This window comes from Roseobacter denitrificans OCh 114 (assembly GCF_000014045.1).
Lineage (GTDB): Bacteria > Pseudomonadota > Alphaproteobacteria > Rhodobacterales > Rhodobacteraceae > Roseobacter > Roseobacter denitrificans.
Genome location: NC_008209.1, coordinates 1,613,775 through 1,636,445, shown reverse-complemented (window position 1 = coordinate 1,636,445; position 22,671 = coordinate 1,613,775). Strand labels below are relative to the sequence as shown.

Annotated in this window: 23 protein-coding genes; 6 read left to right on the top strand and 17 right to left on the bottom strand. The window is 60.2% G+C overall.

Annotation, left to right across the window (positions count from 1 at the left end; genetic code table 11):
* Position 1: 1 nt before the first annotated feature.
* A complete protein-coding gene (locus RD1_RS07860; protein WP_011567944.1) occupies positions 2-1,255 on the bottom strand; it encodes a sarcosine oxidase subunit beta family protein in 1,254 nt (417 codons plus the stop codon).
* A 146-nt stretch (positions 1,256-1,401) separates the two neighbouring features.
* Here RD1_RS07860 and RD1_RS07855 point away from each other — a divergent pair, with 146 nt between their 5' ends.
* Both RD1_RS07855 and RD1_RS07850 read left to right on the top strand, forming a co-directional pair.
* Positions 1,402-2,361, top strand: coding sequence for a GlxA family transcriptional regulator (locus RD1_RS07855; RefSeq protein WP_342751904.1), 960 nt, complete (start codon positions 1,402-1,404; stop codon positions 2,359-2,361).
* Positions 2,362-2,532: 171 nt separating this feature from the next.
* The gene (locus RD1_RS07850; protein WP_105880335.1) at positions 2,533-3,975 is read left to right on the top strand and encodes an exopolysaccharide biosynthesis polyprenyl glycosylphosphotransferase; all 1,443 of its coding nucleotides are present in this window, start codon (positions 2,533-2,535) and stop codon (positions 3,973-3,975) included.
* A gap of 199 nt (positions 3,976-4,174) precedes the next feature.
* On the opposite strand, the gene RD1_RS07845 is transcribed toward RD1_RS07850, so the two are convergent.
* The 7 genes from RD1_RS07845 to RD1_RS21145 form a co-directional block, all read right to left on the bottom strand.
* Positions 4,175-5,374, bottom strand: a complete 1,200-nt coding sequence (locus RD1_RS07845) for a glycerophosphodiester phosphodiesterase family protein (protein WP_044033009.1) — start codon at positions 5,372-5,374, stop codon at positions 4,175-4,177.
* Between the two features lie 251 nt (positions 5,375-5,625).
* Positions 5,626-7,290, bottom strand: coding sequence for a magnesium-protoporphyrin IX monomethyl ester anaerobic oxidative cyclase (gene bchE, locus RD1_RS07840; protein WP_011567940.1), 1,665 nt, complete (start codon positions 7,288-7,290; stop codon positions 5,626-5,628).
* 257 nt (positions 7,291-7,547) lie between these two features.
* Positions 7,548-8,897: an oxygen-independent coproporphyrinogen III oxidase gene (gene hemN / locus RD1_RS07835; protein ID WP_011567939.1), complete on the bottom strand. Its 1,350-nt coding sequence runs from the start codon at positions 8,895-8,897 to the stop codon at positions 7,548-7,550.
* 222 nt (positions 8,898-9,119) lie between these two features.
* Positions 9,120-9,788 carry an NnrU family protein gene (locus tag RD1_RS07830; RefSeq protein WP_011567938.1) on the bottom strand — a complete coding sequence of 223 codons (669 nt, stop codon included), beginning with the start codon at positions 9,786-9,788 and terminating at the stop codon, positions 9,120-9,122.
* Positions 9,785-10,990, bottom strand: coding sequence for an NnrS family protein (locus tag RD1_RS07825; RefSeq protein WP_011567937.1), 1,206 nt, complete (start codon positions 10,988-10,990; stop codon positions 9,785-9,787). The genes RD1_RS07830 and RD1_RS07825 overlap by 4 nt, the downstream gene beginning before the upstream one ends.
* A 24-nt stretch (positions 10,991-11,014) precedes the next feature.
* Positions 11,015-11,305 carry a DUF6522 family protein gene (locus RD1_RS07820; RefSeq protein ID WP_011567936.1) on the bottom strand — a complete coding sequence of 97 codons (291 nt, stop codon included), beginning with the start codon at positions 11,303-11,305 and terminating at the stop codon, positions 11,015-11,017.
* Between the two features lie 89 nt (positions 11,306-11,394).
* On the bottom strand, positions 11,395-11,550 hold the full coding sequence (locus tag RD1_RS21145) for a hypothetical protein (protein WP_011567935.1): 156 nt from the start codon (positions 11,548-11,550) through the stop codon (positions 11,395-11,397).
* 82 nt (positions 11,551-11,632) lie between these two features.
* Between RD1_RS21145 and RD1_RS07815 the strand changes: the two genes are divergently transcribed.
* Both RD1_RS07815 and RD1_RS07810 read left to right on the top strand, forming a co-directional pair.
* A complete protein-coding gene (locus RD1_RS07815; protein WP_011567934.1) occupies positions 11,633-12,076 on the top strand; it encodes an RrF2 family transcriptional regulator in 444 nt (147 codons plus the stop codon).
* 200 nt (positions 12,077-12,276) lie between these two features.
* Positions 12,277-13,848 carry a cation:proton antiporter family protein gene (locus tag RD1_RS07810; protein ID WP_011567932.1) on the top strand — a complete coding sequence of 524 codons (1,572 nt, stop codon included), beginning with the start codon at positions 12,277-12,279 and terminating at the stop codon, positions 13,846-13,848.
* A gap of 15 nt (positions 13,849-13,863) precedes the next feature.
* Here the strand turns inward: RD1_RS07810 and RD1_RS07805 are convergent, their stop codons facing one another.
* The 5 genes from RD1_RS07805 to RD1_RS07785 all read right to left on the bottom strand — a co-directional run bounded on the left by RD1_RS07805 (position 13,864) and on the right by RD1_RS07785 (position 16,817).
* Positions 13,864-14,061: a DNA gyrase inhibitor YacG gene (locus RD1_RS07805; protein WP_011567931.1), complete on the bottom strand. Its 198-nt coding sequence runs from the start codon at positions 14,059-14,061 to the stop codon at positions 13,864-13,866.
* On the bottom strand, positions 14,058-15,080 hold the full coding sequence (locus RD1_RS07800; protein WP_011567930.1) for a ribonuclease E/G: 1,023 nt from the start codon (positions 15,078-15,080) through the stop codon (positions 14,058-14,060). The genes RD1_RS07805 and RD1_RS07800 overlap by 4 nt, the downstream gene beginning before the upstream one ends.
* Entirely contained in the window at positions 15,077-15,643 is a 567-nt protein-coding gene (locus RD1_RS07795) for a Maf family protein (RefSeq protein ID WP_011567929.1), read from the bottom strand. The genes RD1_RS07800 and RD1_RS07795 overlap by 4 nt, the downstream gene beginning before the upstream one ends.
* A gap of 3 nt (positions 15,644-15,646) precedes the next feature.
* Complete coding sequence (gene infA, locus RD1_RS07790; protein WP_005978431.1) at positions 15,647-15,865, bottom strand: translation initiation factor IF-1; 219 nt, start codon at positions 15,863-15,865, stop codon at positions 15,647-15,649.
* 76 nt (positions 15,866-15,941) lie between these two features.
* Positions 15,942-16,817: a carbon-nitrogen hydrolase family protein gene (locus RD1_RS07785; protein ID WP_011567928.1), complete on the bottom strand. Its 876-nt coding sequence runs from the start codon at positions 16,815-16,817 to the stop codon at positions 15,942-15,944.
* A 138-nt stretch (positions 16,818-16,955) separates the two neighbouring features.
* Here RD1_RS07785 and RD1_RS07780 point away from each other — a divergent pair, with 138 nt between their 5' ends.
* Positions 16,956-17,648, top strand: coding sequence for an NAD-dependent deacylase (locus tag RD1_RS07780; RefSeq protein ID WP_011567927.1), 693 nt, complete (start codon positions 16,956-16,958; stop codon positions 17,646-17,648).
* Between the two features lie 12 nt (positions 17,649-17,660).
* Here the strand turns inward: RD1_RS07780 and RD1_RS07775 are convergent, their stop codons facing one another.
* From RD1_RS07775 to meaB, 4 genes are all read right to left on the bottom strand, one after another.
* A complete protein-coding gene (locus tag RD1_RS07775; RefSeq protein WP_011567926.1) occupies positions 17,661-18,155 on the bottom strand; it encodes a copper chaperone PCu(A)C in 495 nt (164 codons plus the stop codon).
* 45 nt (positions 18,156-18,200) lie between these two features.
* Complete coding sequence (locus RD1_RS07770; RefSeq protein ID WP_044033008.1) at positions 18,201-18,554, bottom strand: hypothetical protein; 354 nt, start codon at positions 18,552-18,554, stop codon at positions 18,201-18,203.
* Between the two features lie 101 nt (positions 18,555-18,655).
* Positions 18,656-18,955 carry a 50S ribosomal protein L28 gene (rpmB, locus tag RD1_RS07765; protein ID WP_044033385.1) on the bottom strand — a complete coding sequence of 100 codons (300 nt, stop codon included), beginning with the start codon at positions 18,953-18,955 and terminating at the stop codon, positions 18,656-18,658.
* 136 nt (positions 18,956-19,091) lie between these two features.
* A complete protein-coding gene (gene meaB, locus RD1_RS07760; RefSeq protein WP_011567923.1) occupies positions 19,092-20,081 on the bottom strand; it encodes a methylmalonyl Co-A mutase-associated GTPase MeaB in 990 nt (329 codons plus the stop codon).
* 93 nt (positions 20,082-20,174) lie between these two features.
* Between meaB and hrpB the strand changes: the two genes are divergently transcribed.
* Positions 20,175-22,616, top strand: coding sequence for an ATP-dependent helicase HrpB (gene hrpB / locus RD1_RS07755; RefSeq protein WP_011567922.1), 2,442 nt, complete (start codon positions 20,175-20,177; stop codon positions 22,614-22,616).
* Positions 22,617-22,671: the final 55 nt, after the last annotated feature.

The following is a 22,671-nucleotide window of genomic DNA, read 5'->3' as shown; positions in this document are numbered from 1 at the left end:
CTTAATGCGCGACGGCGGCGGCGGCGGCTTCGTCGATGAGCCGACCCGTCGTGAAACGCTCCAGCGTGAAGGGCGCGTTGATCGGGTGCGGTTCGTCCTTTGCAACGGTCCATGCCAGCGTGTGCGCCGCCCCCGGCGTGGCCTTGAAGCCCCCCGTGCCCCAGCCGCAGTTGACATAGAGCCCCTTGACCGGCGTCTTGCCCAGAATGGCCGAGCGGTCCGGGGTCACATCGACGATACCGCCCCATTTACGCAGCATCCGCATGCGGTTGAAGATCGGGAAAATCTCGCAGATCGCCGCGACGGTGTGTTCGATCAGGGGCAAGCCACCGCGCTGCGAATAGCTGGTGTATTGATCGGTGCCCGACCCGATTACCAACTCGCCCTTGTCGGACTGGCTGATGTAGGCGTGCACGGTGTTGGACATCACTACGCACGGGAACACGGGCTTGATCGGTTCCGAGACAAGCGCTTGCAGCGGATAGCTTTCCAAGGGCATGCGCACGCCGGCTGTGTCCATCACCACGCTGGTGTGTCCGGCGGCGGAGACGGCGACCTTCTTGGCCTTGATGAACCCTTTGCCGGTTTCCACGCCCTCGACCGCGCCATCTGCACCACGCCGGATCGACAGCACCGGGCAGTTCTGGATGATATCCACGCCGCGTTTTGCTGCCTGACGTGCATACCCCCAGGCCACCGCGTCGTGCCGTGCGGTTCCTGCGCGTTGCTGCAAGGCAGCGCCCATGACCGGATAGCGCGCATCCGGCGAGATATTGAGCGGCGGGCAAAATTCCTGCGCCTCTTTCGGGGTGAGCCAGCGGTTGTCCACACCGTTCAGGCGGTTGGCGTGAATATGCCGCTGGAAGCTTTGGACGTCATGCACATTATGCGCGAGCATCATCACACCGCGCTTTGAATACATCACGTTGTAGTTCAATTCAGTGCTCAGGTTGTCCCACAGATCAAGGGCATGATCAAAAAGCCGCGCGCTTTCGTCATAGAGATAGTTGGATCGGATAATCGTCGTGTTCCGCCCGGTATTGCCACCACCGAGCCAACCTTTTTCGATCACGGCGACATTCGTGATGCCGTGTTCTTTCGCAAGGTAATAGGCCGCGCCCAACCCGTGACCACCCGCACCGACGATGATCACATCGTATTCGTCCTTGGGAGCCGAGTCGGGCCATTGCTCGGGCCAGTTCTTATGGCCGGACAGAGCATTCTTGAGGAGCGATATCCCGGAAAAATGGGTCATGATGCGGCCTTCCCGAACAGTCAAAATGTGAAGCTCGCGCTCGTTAACACATTATCCCGAGTCGCCGCTGTATAATAACGCCAGATGCGCGTTATTATATCGTCATGAAGCACCCTGATTCTGCCATTTCTTCAGATCGCACGCGCTTGCGCATCGGATTCATCCTGACGCGGCAATTTACGATCTGTGCCTTTGCAAATTTTGTCGATGTGCTGCGCCTGGCCTCCGACGAAGGCGACCGCTCGCGTGCCATTCTGTGCAATTGGCGGGTGCTCTCTGCGGACATGACCCCCGTCACTTCTTCAAGTGGCGTCACGGTGCAGCCCGAAGAGCGCCTTGGCGACCCCAGACGCTTTGATTATATCGTGGTCATTGGCGGCCTGATGGGCGAGTTGGAGCAGGTCGAACCCGAATACACCGCCTTTCTGCGCCGGGCGGCGATGGCGCGTGTACCTTTGATCGGCGTGTGCACCGGGTCTTTCGTGTTGCACGCTGCCGGGCTTCTGGATGGTTATCGCTGCTGCGTCAGCTGGTTTCACCATAATGACTTTCTTGAGCAGTTTGATGGGTTGGAGCCGGTATCCGATCAGATTTTCGTGGTCGACCGGGACCGGCTGACATGTTCTGGCGGCACAAGTTCCGCGCATCTCGCGGCCTTTCTCGTGGACCGCCACATCAGCAAGGCCGCCGCGCGCAAAAGCCTGTCCATCATGATGATCGACGAGGCGATGGAAGCCGACCGCCCGCAACCGGGGTTGCCGCTGGATATGACAACCAGCGACCCCATCGTGCGGCGTGCCTTGCTGCTGCTGCAACAAGCGCTGGACGCGCCGCCGACACTTTCCACCCTCGCTGCACGCCTGAAGGTAAGTCCAAGAACACTGGAACGCCGCTTTGACGCCGCGCTGAACATGACGCCTTTCGAGGCAGGCAAACGGATACGTCTGGCGCAGGCCGAACGCCTCTTGCGACAGACGCAACGGTCCGTGACGCAGATTGCGCAGGATACGGGTTTCTCGGATGTGTCCCATTTCATTCGGGTTTTCAAAGCGACCTATGACATCACGCCAGAAAACTGGCGGCTCAAGCGAACATCATCAGCGTGATAACACCGGTCAACAATGTGCCGAGAACGGGTTCCAACGACACAAGGTCACGGATCTCTTGCCCGTTTCGACCAACTCAAACGGAGTCTTAACGGATAGGGTGCTAGGCTGCACGCTGGAAGTGCCGGATAGGACCCGGTTCAGCGTAGGATAACCGCACCGATGAGTAAAATGGACAGGCACTCAATCGAGTTGAATGAAGCCGCCCGAAATGTTGCCCTTGTGCTGAAACGCGGCGCGCTCGAACCACTTTGGCTTGCCTGTATCGCCGTTTGTATCGACGTGTTCGTTTTCGCCCTGGCCTTCTGGTTTGCGCTCTACGGGGCCACGCCAACGGAACAATTCGCGCCCGTCGGTGCGGCGGGCTGGGCCATTCTGGGCAGTGGCGTGGTTGTTGCATCCATGGTTGCCATTGGCGGATATCGCAGTGCGGTCATGGCCAATCGGGTGTCCTTCCTCACCTATAGCCTGCTGTGCGCTGCTGGGCCAATTGCTGCAGGCATTGCCTTTTCGCCCGTCACAAACCTGAGCACGGCATTCGCAAGCGCCGCTTTGAGTTTGACAGTTGCGATCATCCCGACCCGGCTTGGCGGCAATATGATCATCAGATGGGTCATCGAAACCGGTTTGATCGCACGTCGCGCCGTCATCGCCGGTGGCGGCGAGGAAGCGGCACGCCTTATCCGTGGGCTGAATGCGCGACCGGGCAACGATATTCGCCTGCACGGCATATTTGATGACCGTGATGATATACGCTCGCCCAAACAGGTTCTGGGCGTTCCCAAGATCGGGGGGTACAAGGACCTGATCGCCTTTGTGCGCGCTGCAGACATTGAACTGGTGATCATTGCCCTACCCTTTGCCGCAGAAAAACGCATCAAGTGGCTGTTGGATGAATTCCGTGTCCTTCCGGTCGAAGTTGGGCTGTCGACCTACAGCAAGGATTTTGCCTTTGATCAAAACCGGCGGGCGCCATTGCTGGCGAGGGTCAAGCGCAGCTATGCGCCCGAGTGTCGTTTGGCCAAACGTCTCTTTGATGTGTTCTTTGCGCTCTGTGCCCTTGCGGTTTTTTGGCCTGTGATGGCCTTGGCGGCCCTCGCCATTCGTCTGGAATCTCCTGGCCCCGTCCTGTTTCGACAGCACCGCCACGGCTATAACAACCGCATTATCGAAGTGCTGAAATTTCGCTCGATGTACACGGAAATGAGCGATCCGTTGGGCAAGAATGTGGTGACCAAGGACGATCCCCGTGTAACGCGGGTCGGGCGCTTCCTGCGGCGCTCTTCGATTGACGAACTTCCCCAGCTTTTCAATGTGTTGCGCGGCGACTTGTCACTCGTCGGGCCGCGCCCCCACGCCGTCGAAGCAATGTCCAGTCAACATGAGCGCTTCACCCAGATCGTGGATGGGTATTCGGCCCGCCACCGGCTGCCACCCGGCATTACCGGCTGGGCTCAAATCAACGGTTGGCGTGGCGAGATTGATGACGCCAAAAAGCTGGAAGCCCGCTTTGAACACGATCTGTTTTACATTGAAAACTGGTCAATCTGGCTGGATCTCAAGATCCTGCTCCAAACCCCTTTAAGCCTGTTCCGGGCAAAAGGCGCGTATTGAAGCGTCTGGCGAAATACCTGAAACATCATGCATCACGTAACGTGTTGAAATCCTTGAATTCAGGCAGCTTTACGTGATCGAGGCTTTTATCATGACGATTTAAGCAGCGCACGCCTTTCCGTCTGGCCTTTGTCACGCAGGATCGCAGGGGGCTTTGTGCGCCGACGCTCCACTGACCGGGCGCATGTTGATCACCGGGTCAGTCAAGACCCACGCAGCTGGCATAGTAGCTGGTCGTGGCAGGCCAGTCCGAAAAGATGCCCTTAACGCCAACCTGCTGGGCCAGCACGTCGATCACCTCGTACATGATACCATCGGAATTGGTGACGTCCTTTATGGTCTGGTAATACCACCCACCGCCATTCTGCAGCGGCCCGGACCGTTCTATCGTCCAAGTGATAATTTCAATTCCGGCCGCGCGGGCTTCGAGCGCGTATCTGGATGGCACGATCTCACCATCCACCAGTGCCAGCAGCACCCATGTGGGCGGCGCGATGTAATTCACACCCATCGCCTTGAGATCACCCATCTGGTGAACCCATGTTTCGGGCAGGTCCGGGCGCCACCCCTCGATCCTGTAGCTGCCATCCAGATAGACCGCCTGCGCCCCGAACTCTGGCGCGTGTCTGATCCAATAGAGCACATCATCAAGGTTGAACGATTGCACCCAGACATCCGATGCGGGGATGCCGGCGGATATGTATTCATCGATCAACTTCTGCGCGTAGTCTTCCTGCGAAAAGCCGTCATACGGCATCTCGACAACCGCCGGTTTCAGTTCAGGCGTGAATTTTGCGCCGAGTGATTTGAACAGCGCAATCGACTCCGCATGGGTCATCAGATCGCCACCATCCGCTGCATAAAGATCGGTACGCCAGCCTGCCGTGCCGTCCATGTATTGCGCGACAGACCGGGCATTTGGGTTGGCCGCGTCCATTTTGCCGGTCAGGGTGCGAAACTCGGCCAATGTGATGTCTGAGGTTCTGCATTCGGCATGTGCCCTCATATCGTCATCCGCAGGGGTAAAACCGGCCGTGCACTTTACCGCAAGATCCGTGGCAAGGATGTTGGTCGTGGTGTGCAGATCGTTTTGCGCATGGCGGCAAACCAGTTCCTTGTCCGCCGTAAATGTCACGTCGCATTCAAGAATGCCCGCCCCCATCCGCGCGGCGGCGACGTAACTCTCCACGGTGTGTTCGGGGAACTGCATGGGCGCGCCACGGTGGCCAATGGAGAACAAGGTGCGCCTCACCGGATCATTTGCACAGGACATCAGCCTGTCGCGCAACGGTCCTGGTGCCATCTGGTCAACCAGGTACAGCGGACGCGGGCCGGAGGTGATTGGCTCCGCCAAGGCGGGCGCGCAAAGGAGCAGCGCGAGGATGATGGGTCGGAACATGGTGGAACCTTTCAAGCGGGATTGCCCGGCACTATAACCGCAAAAACCAGTGCGGGTCTAACCAACTGCGATCTCGCACCGCAGGACAGCGCAACCTGCAACAGGTCGCACTGAAAAGCGCGCAGGTCTGCCTGTTGCCACGAACGGATACCTGGCGCGACGCAGATCACCGCATGGCAGTCCCACGCACTGATCCGCTCACACCCCGGGTGGCAGGAAACTGTTGCGTTTGATCAGTTCCGGCAAAAGCCTCAGACATCCTCCATCTGCTGAGTGCCGCCACCGCAGGCTTTGACCTCTGCGCCATTGGGCATCTTGAACGCCTGGCTTCTCTCCTGCGCCCGCTCTTTACCCTGCTCGCGCAGGGCTGCGCGACGTTCGGCGGCTCTGGCGGCCTTGTCGGCAGAGGCTTCCCAGTCTTCCATCTGCGCCTCGGCGATGGTGCGGGTGTCATCGAAATGGAAATCGAGTTTGTGCTTTGATTGCGGACCGGTGTAGCCGACCTTGCCCAGATCATAGAATGTGCGCCCCACACCTGCCTTTAGGAAGGCATAGAGACAGCCCAGCAGGTAGCGGCGGCGGAATCCGTTGCCACGCCATGGATAATGGAACAGCGCCTTGCGCGAATAAAACCGGCGGTAGTTTTTCATCACACCGTCCAGCAATTCACCCCGCGTCATGGATTTGGGTTTCATGATGGGCGTGACGAAATTGTAGCGGCTATAGTCGAAAACCTCGACCTTGTCCTTCAATTCCTGAAACAGCGGCGTGAACGGCCAGGGCGTATACATGGACCAGTTTGCAAGGTCCGGCTGCCAGTCCCAAGCCATCTGGAACGTCTCTTCGAGGGTTTCAGAAGTTTCATTGTCCAGACCCACGATAAACTGTGCCTCGACAAGGATGTCGGCCTCGCGCAGCAAGCGGATCGCCTCTTTGTTCTCTTCAACTTTGGTCTCTTTGTTGAAGATGTCGAGCTTCATCTGCGCGGCCGCCTCAGTCCCAAGACTGACGTGCACCAACCCGGCCTCACGGTAGAATTTCAGAAGATCGCGGTCGCGGTAGATATCCGTCACACGGGTGTTGATGCCCCATTTGACCCGGTCCGGCAGGCCCCGGTCAATGAGTTCCTGACAAAAGGCGATGAACTTCTTCTTGTTGATCGACGGCTCCTCATCCGCGAGGATAAAGAAGCCGACGCCGTGATTGTCCACCAGATCTTCGATCTCATCGACCACGTCCTTGGGGTCGCGCACGCGGTAGTCACGCCAGAATTTCCATTGGCTACAGAACGAACAGGTGAACGGGCACCCGCGCGCAAGGTTCGGAATGGCCACCCGCGTACCGAGCGGGATGTAGATGTATTTCGACCAGTCGAGGACCGTCCAGTCCGGTTTGATCTTGCTCAGATCCTTGACGGTGGAAGCTGCAGGCGTGGCGATGATCTGATCGCCGTCCAGAAAGGCGAGGCCTTTTATATCGTGCCGGTTTCCCGGAAAGCTGCCATCCTGAATGGCGAGCATCAGTTCGGAGCAGATTTCCTCACCTTCGCCGCGCACGATCACATCGATCCACGGGGCTTCGGAGAGAACCTGTTTATACATGAACGTCGCATGGACACCGCCCATCACCCGCACGGCGTTGGGGACCAGTTCCTTGGCGATTTTCAGAACATCTTCGGCGCGATAGATCGACGGTGTGATGGCCGTGACCGCCACGACATCCGGTTGCAGCGCCTCCATCTTCTGTGCCAGATCCGCATCTGTCAGATTGTCGGTCATCGCATCAATAAACTCGATGTCATCAAAGCCCACACCGCGCAGGTGACCGCTCAGATACGCAACCCAGGCCGGGGGCCATGTCCCGGCAATTTCAGCGCCGCCGGACCGGTAATTTGGATGTACAAACAGAATTTTCATGATGATTCCTCAATCTGTGTAAATCCAAATTGACAGTCATTTTGTAAATCCACCTTGACATATATCAATGTCCGCCTCGCCAACACGGCACCAATGCCGTGTGGAACAGCGCCGGGCAGCGAGAATCGGGGAGTATCACGGGGACATCACCCGAACCCTCCGCACGCCAGTCCGGCGCAGTTGGGTGCGGGGCAAGTGGTAGGCAACGGAGCATCGCCCGTCAAAAGGCGCATGGGGTGCAGCGGGGCTAAAAGCCCCTAGACAGCAACCGCATGGCGTGCCCGCTGCGCCGCGAAATAGGCGTCAAAGACAGCTGCCGCGACGCGCACGACCGGTGCGCCGTGATCCGTGACCGTGATTTTTCCACCCCGGCGCGTGATCAGACCATCGGCTTCAAGAATGGCCAGTTCTGCTTCGTGGGGGTGATACCAATCGCGCGGCGTGCCAAACTGCAGGGCAGCCGCGTCGAGGTCCACCTCCCCATTGCACATCAGCCGCTCTATGACATGACCGCGCAGGTTGTCATCCTTGCTCAGGCCGACGCCCTTGGCGATGGGCAGCACACCTGCTTCAACAGCGCGCGCCCAGGCACCCGTTTCCGCGAGGTTTTGAACGTATCCTGACGGCGTGCGCCCGATGGACGTTGACCCCACGCCCAGCATGGTTTCCGCGCGGTCGGTTGTGTATCCTTGGAAATTGCGGCGCAGGCTGCCTTCTCGGGCAGCTTTAGCCATCGGGTCAGAGGGCAGCGCGAAATGATCAAGGCCAATGGCCACATATCCCGCCGCGACCAGGGCGAGGGCCGCCGCCTGTGATTGCTGCAAGCGAGCATCCCCATCGGGCAGGGCAGCCTCATCAATAAGCCTTTGTTTCTTGGCCATCCAGGGCACATGCGCATATCCAAACAGCGCAATGCGATCCGGCTGCATTTCCACGCAGAGGCGAATTGTCTCCAACAGCGTATCGACGGTCTGATGCGGCAGCCCGTAAATCAGATCAAAGTTGATGCCCGTGACACCCGCCGCACGCAGGCCCTCGACTGAATGGCGCACCATGTCGGGCGGCTGTATCCGGTTGATGGCTTTTTGCACCTTGGGGTCAAATTCCTGCACCCCAAAGCTGGCACGGGTGAAACCCATTTGCCCGATCCGCAGGGTCATCTCATCGGTGAGCGTGCGCGGGTCACTCTCGATCGCCAGTTCGGCGTCAGGGGTGAAATCGAAGCTGGCCTGCACAGCGTCCATCGCACGCTCCAGATCGTCCGGCACAAGGGCTGTGGGTGTTCCACCGCCCCAATGCAGATGCGAAACCTGCATCCGCTGCGGCAGATGTTGCGCCAACAAGCCGATCTCGCGGTTGAGCGTCTTTGCGTATTGCGCGACAGGCGCATCCTTTTTCGCCAGTTTCATATTGCACCCGCAATACCAGCACAGCTCACGACAAAAGGGCACATGCAGGTAGAGAGAGACTGGTTTTTCGGGAGGAAGCGTCGACAACCACGCCGCATAGTCCTCAGAACCGATGGCATCGGAAAAATGCGGCGCCGTGGGATAGCTGGTGTAGCGCGGCACGTTGCGGTTCATGTAGGTTTTAAGCGTGTTGGTCATCGAAGTCCCAGTCTGTTTTTTCAGCGTTGTGGCTGCGGGCCTGGAAACCGTCCCAAGCCATTCGGTCGTCAGGGCCTTGAAGACAGCCCGGTTTCGGTCAGTTTCGTGAAAGACGCCCGGACTGTCTTTGATCCAGATCATCACCGGGGTCTGATTTCAGTGTGCCATCGGCTCATGGATCAACCGGCAAAGACCGCGCCACCCCCGCGCAAACCGCTGATATCAAGACAAAACAGGGACGCCGATCACAACCGGATGCAAAAAGACAAGCACCAGATAGAGGATAACGCCGGCACCAAGGCGCAGCATCATCGCGGGCGACGGCACTCGAATGCGGCGCTGGCGGCGGGTTTCGCCCACCAGTGCCTCCCAGGCCTCGGCGCCCATGTCGCGCCTATTGCGCGCATCAATGATGCGCGGTCCGACATATGCGAAAAGGCCCAGAGTGCCAAACAACAAGACATGCGCCAGATCGCCATTCGCCAACACATGCAAGAGTGCCCAAAGGGCAAGAACGCTCAGCAGCGGGTGGCGCATATACCCGATGATACCGCAATCCGTCGGATCGAACGCGTCATTGTCGCGGCCCCCGAATGAAAACGGGTTGGGTTGCCCAATGGACGCGGCAAGGATCAGGCAAGCGGCCAGCATCCCCACCAAAATGGCCGGACGATGCCAGGCCGCCTCAGCCCAGAGCAGCACGAAAGGCGCCTGCCCCGCAGCCCAGATCAAGAGCGCCAGAATGCACAGCGACAGTGCCGAATAGGCGGTCGTAAACCCCTTGGCACCCAGATGCCTGACCAGACGTTTTTTGACGGGCGGCCGCACGGGGATGGAATGCGTCGCAAAGAACAGCGCGAACACGCCCGCAAATGTCAGCCAACCGCTCATGCGCGCGCCGCTTTGGGCTTCAGCAGAGCGGGGCCGTAAACAATTGCAAAGCCGACAAACGCGCCGGCCCACAACACGCCGGATACAGCGTAAAGCGTCATGGCCGAACCGACCCAGATTGCCCCGGCAAGCCGGGCGAACACCGAACCGATCAAGGCGAGGTAGATCGCAACGGTACCCGGTCCTGCGGTCAGTTCCTGCCCGGTATGCCCCAATGTCGCGCGGGTCATCATCGCCAGGGTCATCAGACCGAAACCACCTGCCATCCATAGGTGTTGCGCAGCGACGAGCATCATTGCGTCGGTAATGAATATCGAAACCGCGGCGACAAATGCACCAAGCGGGACAAAAAGATACCCCAGATGCAACACCAACAGCAGCGGCTCAGCGACGGTTTGCACACCCTGCCAGCGCATAAGGCGGATCAGATGCACCCCCCCGATGATCAGCAACGCCGCTGCCGACATCGTGTGATCTGGCGCCGCAACCCAGCAACACAGGCCAAACAGCGTGATCAGAAGCGCGACCTTGTCAAAACCCTGCATCGGCGGGGTCGGCAAGCGCGCCGCCTTTTGGCGCACGAGCCAGTTGCGGGTAAAGGATGGGATAACGCGCCCCCCGATGACAGCAATCATCATGATCACGCATGCCACACCAAGACGCGCCCCAACCCCCTGCGCGGCCATCTCGCCCCGCGCCGCTTCGATATGGAAAAGCAGATTGGCCAGCGTGAAGACCACAACCATCGCAAGCACCACCAGATTGCGCCAGTTCTTGCCCGCAATGATTTCACGCAGCATGACACCGCAGAGCGCGATGGGAAACAAAAGGTTGAAGGCCTCGGCCACACCCGGGGGCAAAAGAGCCGACGTGGCGATGGCAACCCGCCCGCCGAGCCACAGAACGAACAACCCGGCCAATGGCCAGCCGACAATCGGCAACCGCCCGGTCCAGTTGGGCACTGCCGTCAGCAAAAAGCCCGCGATGATCGCCCCGAGATAACCAAAGAGCAGCGCATGCGCATGCCAGGAGGCCGGATCAAGCCGGGTCGGCAGGCTGACATGACCCGCGAGCGCCAGAACCCAGAACACCATCGCCAAAGCCGCCCAAACAGCACCAAAAAGAAAGAACGGCCGGAAGCCGTAGGAAAAAACACCGGGACCCTGCCATTCCCGGCTTTGTTGAGACGTTGTTTGCGCCATGGCAGACCCTCGATCGATCTTTCGTTACACTTCCGGCGCGATGTCAGCACGCGCCGGGGTGCGGGATTTTGCGGTAAAACTGGTGCGTTTCAGGATCGCACCGGTCTGATCGACGACAAGTCGAAGCGCGCGGTCACCATAGTGAAAGGTCAGCCGCGCGCGCCCCGCATCCTCCCCAACACCTGTTTCGCTCAGGGATGTGATCTCGCCCTTGCGCATCAGGCCCTGCACATCGCCCGGCTCCAGCGCAAAGGCCTCGGCCAGCAATGTGGCGTCAACCACGAAACCGCTTTCGTTGATTTCCACCTGTTTCATGTAACCTCTCTACGGTCGCCGTTGGGTGCTGCAACGGTTGAAATATGCGGGGCACTACACGTCATCAAATCTGGCAACAGCACCGGATATCACACCACGATGGCCCAAACGACGATCAGGCTCAGCACGAGGTAAACAAGCGTGTTGACCATCCAGCGGATCAGCCCCGCCTCGCCCTCAGGGTCCACGCCCAGACGTTCGCAGACCTTGGTTCCCGGCCACAGAAAAGCTTCGGATAGTGACATCAGTTTGCCCCTTTACCAGATAATTCACCTGAATATTAACTAACGCTTTTAAATACGTATTGTAAATGCTAATTATAAATTCATGCAACTGGACAAATTCACCGACTATGCCCTGCGCATCCTGATGACGCTGGCGGTGCGCGCACCGGCACGGGTTGCCACGTCAGAAATAGCGACGCTGTTCGGGCTATCGGAAAACCATTTGTCCAAGGTTTCGACACAGCTTGTCCGTGAGGGTTTTGTCCTTTCGGAGCGGGGACGCAATGGCGGCCTGACCCTCGCGCGCGCGCCCGAGCGCATTCTCGTCGGCGCGGTTGTGCGCACGATGACGCGCAAGGCACATGTGGTGGAGTGTTTTGGCACGGACAAATCCTGCCTGATCCTCCCCTCCTGCGGATTGCGCCAGCCCTTGGCAGAGGCGCAAGAGGCTTTCTTTGCGACGCTGGATCACTATACGCTGGCTGACGTGACACGGTCACGGCACGGCCTTGGCGCCTTGCTGAACCCACAATTCGCCAATACCTGAGGCGGGCATGATCCGGGCGACGGTATGGGCAACGGTGATCAAAGCGCAGGCCGTTTTGCCAAACACTTGATGACCGCAAACCCATTCAGTTTATTCGGCTTGCATGACGTGCGGTCGTTCGACATGCTTTGGTGCAACCGCAAGACGCGCACCGGCAAAACCGAACCGGTGGCACAGCAACAAAAGAACGACCCGGCATTATGGTTTTTGAAGTCTTCGCAATCGGCGCTGCATTCATCTTTGGCCTTGCGGCAAAACCGCTGGGGCTGCCACCGCTGGTGGGTTTTCTGACTGCGGGATTCGTCATCAACGCCGCCGGGCCGCGTGTCGGCATGCCCGATACGACCGGGCCGATCCTTGAATATATCGCAAACCTCGGTGTCTTGATTCTACTCTTCACGGTGGGCCTCAAGCTGAAGATCAAACAGATCGGCGAGCCGCATGTTGTCGGTGTGTCCCTGCTGCACTTTGCCTTGTCGGTTGCGCTTTTCACCCCGCTGGCGCGCGCATTTTTCACCGATGACTGGACGGTGGCCCTGCTGGTCGGCATCGCACTGGCGTTTTCCTCGACCGTGCTGGCCGCCAAAATGCTGGAATCCAAACGCGAAATGGGCACATTCCATGGCCGCACCGCCATCGGCATTTTGATCGTGCAGGACATCATCGCGCTTGTTGTGCTGGCGATCTTTTCGGGCAAGGTGCCGGGACCCTGGGCGCTGCTGATCTTTGCCACGCCCCTGTTGCGCCCGTTTTTGCACAAGCTGCTCGACTGGGCGGGCCATGACGAGGTGCTGGTGCTCGCAGGCATGGCGCTTGCGCTTGTCATCGGCGGTTACGGGTTCGAGGTCATCGGGCTAAAGGGCGAGATCGGCGCGCTTGTGATGGGCCTGCTGTTGTCCAATCACCCGCGCGCAAGCGAGTTGTCAGACGCCCTTTGGTCGCTGAAGGAGGTATTCCTCGTCGGGTTCTTTCTGTCGATTGGCATGTCGGGCTTGCCGGACTGGGACGCGCTCGTCTTTGCCATCGTGCTGGGGCTGATGCTGCCGCTCAAGGGGATCCTGTTCTTTTTCCTGCTTGTAGCCTTCCGCCTGCGGGCCAGAACCGCGTTTCTGTCCGCCCTCTCGCTGACGGTCTACAGCGAATTCGGCCTGATCGTGGCCACCGGCATACCGGCAGCGGAACCCTTCGTGGTGCCGCTTGCCATCGCTGTATCGGTATCCTTCCTGATCGCGGCACCAGTCAACCGGCTGGCCCATCCGCTTTACGAACGCTTTGAAAACCGTTTGCACCGGTTTGAGCGGGTGACGCGCCACCCCGATGAGCAGCCCGCGGATCTCGGGGATGCGGATGTGATGATTTTCGGCATGGGACGCACCGGCTCCGCCACGTATGAGGTGCTGATCCACAACGGGTCCCGCCCGATCGGGCTGGATGCGGACACCTACAAGGCCGCAGCCCACGTCAAAGCCGGGCGCAATGTGGTATTTGCCGATGCCGAAGACAGCAATTTCTGGAGCAGTGTCGATCTGAGCAAGATCAAATCGGCGGTTCTGGCGATGGATGATCTGGAGGCAAAGCTGATCGCGACCCGCACGTTGCGCGCCAAAGGGTTTACAGGTCCGATCGTGACCCATGCCCTGCATGAGGAGCACATTGATCTGATGAAAGAGGCCGGCGCCAATCAGACCTATCTGACCATGCAGGAAGCGGGGCGCAGCCTCGCGCACCACGCCGCCGGCACCACGGGCGTCGATCCCTTGTCGGACAAATGACCGGCGCGTGCTGCGTCAATGCGGCTTGGGGCGGGGTTGGTTTTCCCGCTCTGCATCAAGTGCCTCTTGCAAAGCATCCGCATCGTCCGGGTTTTCGGAGGCAACCGCATAGCTGCCATTGAACCACCGCGCCAGATCAAGGTCGGCGCATCGTTTTGAACAGAACGGGCTCACCGCCTGAACAGTCGGCTTTCCACAGATCGGGCAACTCACGGCAAGACCTCATGCAAGGGCACACGCGCCCGTTTGCGCTGCAACTCATAGTGGCCCAGCGGCGTCCACCCCACCAGCGCAGTTTCCACACTACAGCTTTTGAACGCCTGCCGAAGCGCCGTTTCAAACCGACGCCGATCCTTTTTCGGCATCGGGGCCAGATCAAGGACAATCTGCCCCCCCAGCCCCTTGACGCGCAACGCACGCGGCAACATGCGCGCACAGGCGAGATTTGCATTCAGCCCCGCCGCAAGCGAGGTATCGCGCCCTGTGTTGACGTCCACCGCGATCAGGGCCCGGGTTGGTTCAATGTAGAAACTTGCCCCCCCATCAAGCGGTTGCAGGACACCAAGGTCGCGGTCCAATGCGTCCAGCACGCCATGTGTCTCAAAGGAACCCGCCTGCGTCACCACCTCACCGGGATTGACCCAGTCGCGCCATGCAAGCAGATGCGGGCCGTCCCCCGTGGCCAGCACGGCCATGTCACCGCCCGCATCATTCAGCACGTCGGATGCCAGCGCCATCATCGTGTCGATGTCCTGCGCAATATCCTCTTCATCCGCGTTCTCACAGGAAGACCGCAGGATCAAACCGTATCCGGACCCGCCTGCGCCCTCGTGGGCGATTTCCAGCAGGCGGTCGCGTTCCGCCTCATCCCTGATTGAGCGGCTGATGTTGAGACCGGGCGCATCCGGCGTCACGATCACATAGCGGCTCTTGAACAGCAGTTTTTGCGCAACGGGGATGGCCTTGCCCGCTTCGGCGTAGCCACTGACCTGCACCAGCACCGCCTGCCCCGGGGCCATCCCCTTGACCTGCCGCAGAAACGCAGACCCATCAGGCGTCTTGAGGAACATGCCCCCCTGCCCTTTGACAGGCCGGTCGGCAATCGCGCGGTAAATCGTACCGGGGCGCGGTTGATCCGACGCTACGAGCATATCCTGCAAGGTGCCATCCACCATCAGGGCAGCCGCTTCCCGGTTTTCGATGTGATCGAGAATGATCGTCTGGCCCTTCATGAGGCCCCCCTGTATCCCGCCGCCTGCAACAGACCGGCCGTTTCGGCCAGAGGCAACCCGACGATGCCCGTGTAGGACCCACTGATCCACGGAATCAATGCCGCTGCCGGGCCTTGGATGCCGTATCCCCCCGCCTTGCCACGCCAGTCCTCGCTGTCGATGTAGCTTTGAATCTCCGCTTGCGACAGTGATTTCATGCGCACGATGCTGACCACGTCCTTTTCCCAGACACGTTCGGCGACGCGCACGGCAATTGCCGTGATCACCCGATGCCGGCGTCCGGACAGTAGTTTGAGAAATGCCGCCGCCTCGGTTGCATCCTCGGGTTTGCCAAGTATCCGGCGGCCCAGGGCGACAGTCGTATCTGCGCAGAGCACAACATCATCGGGCAGCGCATCAACCGCGCAGGCTTTCTCGCGCGCCATTCGCGCACAATAGGGCCGTGGCAATTCCCCCTTCAGGGGCGTTTCATTAATATCGGGCGGGCGAATATCGTCAGGCACAACGCCAATTTGCGCCAGCAATTCCTTGCGGCGCGGCGATCCTGACCCCAAAATAAACAAAGTCTATTTGAAGCGGTAGTTGATCCGACCCTTTGTCAGATCATAGGGTGTCATTTCGACCTGAACCTTGTCGCCAGCCAGAACGCGGATGCGGTTCTTGCGCATCTTGCCTGCCGTATGTGCGATGATTTCATGGCCGTTTTCAAGCTCGACCCGGAATGTCGCATTCGGCAGGAGTTCCTTCACGACACCGGGGAATTCGAGCGTATCTTCCTTGGCCATGTTTTCTCCTACAAACACATCCACCATTGTGGACGCCGCTTAAATGAGCGCATTCGCAAGTATTTTCAAGCCTGATTCAGCGTAAATCGACGATTGGCGCAGGCGCATCACGGCCTGATTGCTCTGTCCAGTGCTTTCGGCCCAGCACAATGCCGTCTTCGCGCACATGCTGGATGCTCTGCAAATCAATGTCTGCCATGGTCCACCCCGCCGCATCCAGCGCGCCAATGCTGACCACGCCTGTCTGCGGAAATCCCCGGTCCGGTGGTGCAAACACACCGCCTGCGCCGGTTGAGATATCGACCGCCTCGGACCACTCGACCATGCCAACCACCGATGACATGACACTGACGCATTGCATTTCAAGCGCGCGCGCCATGGCACCGATGCGCACACGCCAATACCCGGCCAGCGTTTCCGTGCAGGAGGGCACAAGAAGAATGTGACAGTCGGCCAGCGCACGACCCAGCAGCGGGAACTCGCAATCGTAACAGATCAGAATGCCGATCCGGCCAATGGATGTGTCAAACACCTGCAGCGGGCCACCGCCGATCACATCCCATGTTTCACGTTCAAACCGGGTCATGATCTGCTTGTCCTGCACGCCGACGCTGCCTTGCGGGGTAAACAGACGGGCGCGGTTGACCGGGCGCGTCGCCGTCAGCGCGGGACCCGAGGCCGCAAGGATGTGCATGCCGTATTCGACCGCCAGTTTTTTGTGCAAAGCGTCCGCATCCGCCAGCCGATCCGACACCGCCTTGAGCGATTGTTCCAGATCTGCTGCGACGGAGGCGCCGGCGAGGGTTGCAAGTTCCATCGCTCCATACTCCGGGAAGACCGCCAGATCCACGTTTTGCCCGGCGGCCTGAGACACCCAAGCGGCAATTTTATCTTCGTACTGCGCCCAGGATGACAGGAAATCCAAAGGATAGGCAGAAGTCGCAATTTTCATCACAGGATCCTCAATGCGTTTGTCCCGCACCGTTTCGAAAAATCACCGCCTTCGCAAGCCCGCAGCGCAGCGTTTCGCACAGGCTTTGACATGAACCGGCAGACTGGGCACAACGGGGCCAGCAATGGGAAAACCGATATGAAGAAAATCGTGATACTGACCGGGGCCGGCATTTCAGCGGAAAGCGGGCTTGGCACCTTTCGCGCCGAAGGCGGTCTCTGGGCGGAGCACCGGATCGAAGATGTGGCCACGCCAGAAGGCTTTGCGCGCGATCCCAGGCTCGTGGTCGATTTTTACAATGCCCGCCGGGCACAGGCGGCAGAGGCTGCACCGAATGCCGCTCATCTGGCGCTGGCGAAACTGGAGGAGGCCTTCGACGGGGAGGTCGTGCTGGTGACGCAGAATGTCGATGATCTGCACGAAAAAGCCGGGATGAAACGGGTGATGCATATGCATGGTGCCCTGAACGGGGCCTTGTGCGGTGCCTGTGATCATCGCTGGCCTGCCCCGATGGTCATGGCGCCCGGTGACACCTGCCCAGGCTGCGAAGCCCCCGCAGCACGCCCGGACATCGTCTGGTTCGGCGAAATGCCCTATGACATGGAAGAAATCTATGACCACCTCGCGCAGGCGGACCTTTTTGCGGGCATCGGCACGTCGGGGAATGTCTATCCTGCAGCCGGTTTCGTGGCCGAAGCGCGCCGCTCCGGGGCGCGCACGCTTGAATTCAACCTTGAGCCTTCAGCGGTCGGCAGCCAGTTCGATAACATCCGCATCGGCCCTGCGACCCAGACAGTGCCTGCATGGGTCGCAGAAATCCTTGGGAGCTGAACGCAGTTTCGGTTAGTTGGTTTTGCCGTGGTTCATGTGGCCATGGTTCATATGCCCATGCTTCGGCTTGCGCTCATTATCGACGGGGATCATGACGGTCACATCACCCGCTTGCTCAAAGGTCAGCGTGACCGAGACTTCTTCGCCCTGCTCAAGGCTTTCGGTGAGACCCATGAACATGACGTGATCGCCACCGCGCACCATCATATGCGTGCCGCCTGCGGGTATCTCGATACCCTCTTCGATCTCCACCATTTTCATGACGCCCTCGCCCTGATCGATGTGTGTATGCAGTTCAACGCGCTTGGCGATATCTGACGTCGCCGAAACCAGACGATCCGCCGTCTCGCCTGTGTTCTTGATCATCATGAAGGCAGCACCGGTCGGCGCGTTGGGGCGGGACGCACGCGCATAAGGGTCATCAATGACGATATCGGCAAAGGCGAATGTGGGCAGAGTGATGAACGCGGCTGCCAGAACAGCACGCGAGACGTGAGAAGGGAACATGGATGTCTCCTTGAAAAATATGACGTTTTTGATGGGTTTTACGACTCAGAGCACGGCAGGGGGTGCACGGCTCTTGAACCCGGTCTCAACGTCGCAGGCGCGCGCGATGTCGCGCCGCAACATCTTGACCTGCGTGCCAATAATCTCGGTCGGTGGCGTCAAGATGACAGGGGACGCCAGATCACCGATCACCAGAATACAGTCGGGACAGATATGCGGCGCATCCGTTGGCGCGCCTTCTGCATCCATATAGACGACCACGGGGCCTGCACCGGTGCAGATCACCATTTGCCCTGTCGCGCCCGCCGCACCGCGCGCCATCGCCATATTGTGACCAGTGGCGATCAGCAGCAGGCTCAGCAGAACACCAAGCACAGGGGATAAAGAGGCACGCAACATGCCCCGATTATACGATCCGGGCGGCGTCACTTTCCAGCACAAAAGCGAAAGGCCCCGACCTTTTCAGGTCGGAGCCCTTACAAGACTTCTTGCACGCAGGCTTAGCTCAGCGCTTCGGCACCATCGGATGCTTTGCTGATCGCTTTTTTTACTTTCAGGGCGTTAGCGGACAGGTCGCTGTCCTTGGCCTTCGCCATGAATTTATCCAACCCGCCCCGGTGATCCACGGTGCGCAGTGCCGCGGCGGAAATGCGGAACTTGAACCCACGGCCCAATGCTTCGGACTGCAGGGTCACATCATTCAGGTTCGGCAGAAAGCGCCGACGTGTCTTGTTGTTGGCGTGGCTGACGTTGTTGCCAGTCATCGGGCCTTTTCCGGTCAATTCGCATACGCGCGACATGAGATCATCCTTTTTTACAGGTCGCACCGGCGGTCCGGTAAACGACAAAGGGGCTGGCGTCACGCCGAACCCCGGAAATTCGTTCGCTGGCTTTAGTGGGAATCGCACGTCCGGTCAACCCAAGCCGGGCGCAAAATCACGACTTTGATCCCTCGCGCCGCTCAAGACCCTGCAAAAACGACTGTGCGGCGACAGAAGGGGGCATCTCACCAGCTGCGACCTTGTCGCCAAAGGACTGCAAGGCCGCGCGTGCCTTCGGGGTTTCCAACTGTTCAAGCAGGGCGTTGCGCACGTCCTGACCAAACCAGTAGCGCGCCTGAGCAGCGCGGGTGCGGTCCCAAAACCCCTGCGCGCGCCGCCATGCGGTCAGCGTTTCGATATCGCCCCAGACATCGGCCAGACCTATGCTGTTGAGGGCCGACACCATGGCCGCCTTGGGAAATCCATCGGGATCCTGTGGCCGCTTGCGCAAAAGCCGCAAGGCCCCCGCATAATCCGCACAGGTCCGCGTTGCCGCAGGCTTGAGATCCCCGTCCGCCTTGTTGATCAGAATCATATCCGCGATCTCCATGATTCCGCGTTTGACGCCCTGCAATTCATCCCCGCCCGCCGGGGCCAGCAAGAGCAGAAAGAGATCGGAAATTTCCGCAACCACGGTTTCGGATTGCCCCACGCCCACGGTTTCGATCAAAACCACATCAAACCCCGCCGCCTCGCACAACGCAACCGCCTCGCGCGTGCGCCGCGCCACGCCACCAAGGTGCGTCTGGCTCGGCGAGGGGCGGATGAAGGCGTTGGGCGCACGGGCCAGCCGGTCCATCCGTGTTTTATCCCCAAGGATCGACCCGCCCGAGCGGGACGATGACGGATCAACCGCCAGAACGGCGACCCGCAGGCCCTTTTCCACCAGCATCATGCCAAAGCTTTCGACAAAGGTGGATTTTCCGACGCCCGGCGTGCCCGACAGCCCGATACGCAGCGCCTGCCGGTCCCGGGGCAGGTGCTGCAACAGGGCGCTGGCCTGCACCCGGTGATCCTCGCGCGCACTTTCCACCAGGGTGATTCCCCGCGCCAAGGCACGACGTTCGCCCTTTATGATGCCTGCCGCCAGCTGCGCCGTCTCCATATGCCCTGCCCTTTTGTTCCCCGATGGTTTTCCGGCAGCCGCCGGGAAATGTCCAGTGCTTGGCGCGCCTGCACCCATGGGCTAAGAGGCCACATGTCCTTTTCTTTGCCAATTGATGCGATTTTACCTGCGGTTATAGACGCGTTGGGCCGTGACAAACGCGTGGTTCTGCAGGCCCCGCCCGGTGCGGGCAAAACGACCCGTGTTCCGCTGGCGATCCTGTCTGCGGGCCTGACGCGCGGGCGTATCCTGATGCTGGAACCCCGGCGGCTGGCCGCCCGCGCCGCTGCCGAACGTATGGCGCAAACGCTGGGCGAGCCCTTGGGCGGTCGTGTCGGATACCGGATCAAGGGCCAGTCGAAGGTCAGTAAGGACACGCAGATCGAGGTCGTGACCGAAGGCATCCTGACGCGTATGCTGCAAAGCGATCCGGAACTGCCCGGCGTGGGTGCCGTGATATTTGACGAATTCCACGAACGCTCGCTCAATGCGGATCTGGGCCTTGCCCTATGTCTGGAAGTGGCAGAGGCGCTGCGCGATGACCTGCTGCTGGTGGTGATGTCTGCAACGCTCGATGCAGCCCCGGTGGCGGATCTGATGGGCGCGCCGGTTCTCACATCGCAAGGGCGCAGTTATCCCGTGACCGAACACTGGCTGCCCCGGCCCATCGGCAAAACCCGGAGGCTGGAGGCGGCCACTGCCGATCTGATCCTGCAGGCATTGAATGAGGAAGAAGGCAGCGTGCTGGCCTTTCTGCCCGGTGAGGGGGAAATCAGACGTACATTGGCGGCGCTGAAAGACCATGTGACGGGCGATACAACCCTCCAGCCGCTTTACGGCGCCATGGATTTCAAGGACCAGCGCGCCGCCATCGCGCCCTGCAAGGAGGGGCGAAAGGTGGTTCTGGCCACTGCGATTGCGGAAACCTCGCTCACCATCGAAGGGATACGCGTGGTTGTGGATGCGGGCCTGTCGCGGCGCGCGGTTTTTGATGCGGCATCCGGCATGGCCAGACTGGTGACGACAAAAGTGTCCAAGGCCGAGGCACGCCAGCGCGCGGGACGCGCCGGTCGCCTCGCCCCCGGTGCCTGTTACAAACTATGGACCAGGGGCGAAGACGGCGCATTGGCGACCTTTCCTCCTGCTGAGATCGACGTCGGCGATCTGACCGGTTTTGCCCTTGAGGTGGCGATCTGGGGCAGCAGCCCGGACGCGTTGCGCTTTGTGTCACCGCCGCACGCCGGGCGGTTGGCGGAGGCGCATGCGGTGCTGCGCATGTTGAACGCGCTGGATACCAGGGGCCGGGTGAGCGCGCATGGGCGCGCCCTCGCGCAGGTGCCGCTGCATCCGCGGTTGGCGCATATGGTCGCGCTCGGGGGGCAGAACGCGCCCTTGCTGGCGGCGATGCTTGCGGAACGTGACGTGCTGCGCGGTGCGCCCTGTGATCTCACGCTGCGCTTTGAAGCCCTGCGTGACCCGGCCGCCTTTCAACGCGCACATGGGTTTGAGCCGCATCGCGCAACCATCCAGCGCATCCGGCAGGAAGCCAGGCGGCTCTCCCGCAACACGCAGGGCGATGGGCCGGACGACATCGCTGTACTGGCGGCTCTTGCCTATCCGGATCGCATCGGCCTGCGCCGCGCCGGAGACGCCCCGCGATACATCCTCGCAGGGGGCAAGGGTGCGCGCCTGCCGGACGGCGACCCCCTCGCGCAGACGCGATTGATCATCGCGACCGATCTGGATGGCGATCCGCGCGAGGCGCGCATTCGCCAAGCCGCAGCCCTGTCCGAGCAAAACCTGCGCGACACCTTCGCAGATCAGATCGCATGGCACGATGTTTGCCAGTGGTCGCGTCGCGAAAACCGGGTTGAAGCACGCCAGCAGGAGCGGTTCGGCGCGCTGGTGCTGGACAACCGGGTTTGGCGTGACGCACCGGCGCAGGACATCGCCCGCGCCATGTTGGAAGGTGTGCGCCAATTGGGCCTGTTGCCAAGCAAACCTGCCGAGCGGCTCATGGCGCGCGCGGCGTTGATGCGCCGGGAACACGCGGATTTCCCCGACCTGAGCGAACCACATCTGATGGACACGGTCGAAACATGGCTGCTGCCCTATCTGAGCGGTGTCAAAACAGCCAGCGACTGGCGCGGCTTTGACATCACATCCGCCCTGCAGGCGCATCTGGGCTGGGATCGGATGCAGGCATTGGACCGCGCCGTGCCCGCGCATTTCATAACGCCACTGGGCCGCAAGATCGCCATAGACTACGAAGGGGCGCAACCCCGCATCGCCGTCCGCCTGCAAGAAATGTTTGGCGTTACGCAGCACCCCAGCGTTGCCGGAACACCGGTGCAGGTCACGCTGCTGTCGCCTGCCCAACGCGCCGTGCAGGTGACCGAAGACCTGCCGGGGTTCTGGGCCTCCTCCTATGCGGATGTGCGCAAGGATATGCGCGGCCAATACCCCAAACACCCCTGGCCCGAAGACCCGACCGCAGCCGACCCGACACTGCGGGCCAAACCGCGCCGCCGGTGAGATGCCAAAGCGTCATGCGAAAAATCTGAAGCACGCAACGCTGCCTGAAATCAAA